Source organism: Streptomyces sp. NPDC006643, from assembly GCF_042870175.1.
Taxonomy (GTDB): domain Bacteria; phylum Actinomycetota; class Actinomycetes; order Streptomycetales; family Streptomycetaceae; genus Streptomyces.
This window is the reverse complement of the sequence record NZ_JBIAHA010000053.1, coordinates 1-1,832: the sequence shown is the minus strand read 5'-3', so window position 1 is coordinate 1,832 and position 1,832 is coordinate 1. Positions and strand designations below refer to the sequence as shown.

The window sequence follows — 1,832 nt, the reverse complement described above, 5'->3', positions numbered from 1 at the left end:
CCGCCGACGACGATCATGATGTCTTCGCGGCCCTCGCGGGCCAGTTCCTCGCGCAGGGCGGGGACGAGGGTGAGGTGTCCGGCGGCCAGTGACGACACCCCGACGATGTGCACGTCGGCTTCGACGGCCTGCCGTGCCACCTCGCCGGGTGTCTGGAACAGGGGGCCGACGTCGACGTCGAAGCCCAGGTCGGCGAAGGCGGTCGCGATGACCTTCTGGCCCCGGTCGTGGCCGTCCTGGCCCATCTTGGCGACCAGGATGCGCGGGCGCCGCCCCTCGGCCTTCTCGAACTCCTCGACGGCGACCCGGGTCTGCTCGACCGCCGGTGACGTGCCGGCCTCGTTCCTGTACACACCGGAGATGGTACGGATCTGGCCGGAGTGCCGCCCGTACACCTTCTCCAGGGCGTCGGAGATCTCACCGACGGTGGCCTTGGCGCGCGCCGCGTTCACGGCCAGCGCCAGCAGGTTGCCGTCGAGGCCCCGGGTCGATCCTGCCCCGGCCGCGCCGGTCAGAGCGCGCAGCGCGTCCTGGCAGGCGGCCTCGTCGCGCTCCTCGCGCAGCCGCCGCAGCTTCGCGATCTGCTGGGTGCGTACGGAGGAGTTGTCGACCGAGCGGACCTCGATCTGCTCGTCGGTCTCGACCAGGTACTTGTTGACGCCGATGACCGGCTGGCGCCCGGAGTCGATCCTGGCCTGGGTGCGGGCCGCCGCCTCCTCGATCCGGAGCTTGGGGATGCCCTCCGCGATGGCCCGCGCCATACCGCCGGCCGCCTCGACCTCCTCGATGTGCTGCCAGGCGCGGCGCGCGAGGTCGTGGGTGAGCTTCTCGACGTACGCGCTGCCGCCCCACGGGTCGATGACACGGCAGGTGCCGGACTCCTGCTGGAGGAGGAGCTGGGTGTTGCGGGCGATGCGCGCGGAGAAGTCGGTGGGCAGGGCCAGGGCCTCGTCGAGCGCGTTGGTGTGCAGCGACTGGGTGTGGCCCTGGGTCGCGGCCATCGCCTCGACACAGGTGCGCGGGACGTTGTTGAAGACGTCCTGCGCGGTCAGCGACCAGCCGGAGGTCTGCGAATGGGTGCGCAGCGAGAGGGACTTGGCGTTCTTCGGGTCGAACCTCTTCACCAGCCTGGCCCAGAGCAGCCGCGCGGCCCGCAGTTTCGCGATCTCCATGAAGAAGTTCATGCCGATCGCCCAGAAGAACGAGAGCCGGGGCGCGAACGCGTCGACGTCGAGGCCCACGTCGAGTCCGGCGCGCAGATACTCGACGCCGTCCGCGAGGGTGTAGGCCAGCTCCAGATCGGCCGTGGCCCCGGCTTCCTGGATGTGGTAGCCGGAGATGGAGATGGAGTTGTAGCGCGGCATCCTCTGCGAGGTGTACGCGAAGATGTCGGAGATGATCCGCATCGAGGGCCCGGGCGGATAGATGTAGGTGTTGCGGACCATGAACTCCTTGAGGATGTCGTTCTGGATGGTCCCGGCCAGCTTCCCGGGCGCCACGCCCTGTTCCTCGGCCGCCACGATGTAGAGCGCGAGCACGGGCAGGACGGCGCCGTTCATCGTCATCGACACGGTCATCCGGTCGAGCGGGATGCCGTCGAAGAGCCGGCGCATGTCGTAGATCGAGTCGATGGCGACCCCGGCCATCCCGACGTCACCGGTGACCCGCGGGTGGTCGCTGTCGTAACCGCGGTGGGTGGGCAGGTCGAAAGCGACCGAGAGGCCCTTCTGCCCCGCGGCGAGATTGCGCCGGTAGAACGCGTTGGACTCCTCGGCGGTCGAGAAGCCCGCGTACTGACGGATCGTCCACGGCTGATTGACGTACATCGTCGG

1 protein-coding gene is annotated in these 1,832 nt (G+C 69.4%); it reads right to left on the bottom strand.

Annotation, left to right across the window (positions count from 1 at the left end):
- Positions 1-1,832, bottom strand: a 1,832-nt coding sequence (scpA, locus tag ACFYNU_RS38240) for a methylmalonyl-CoA mutase (protein ID WP_356597347.1), incomplete at both ends; no start/stop codon positions are given.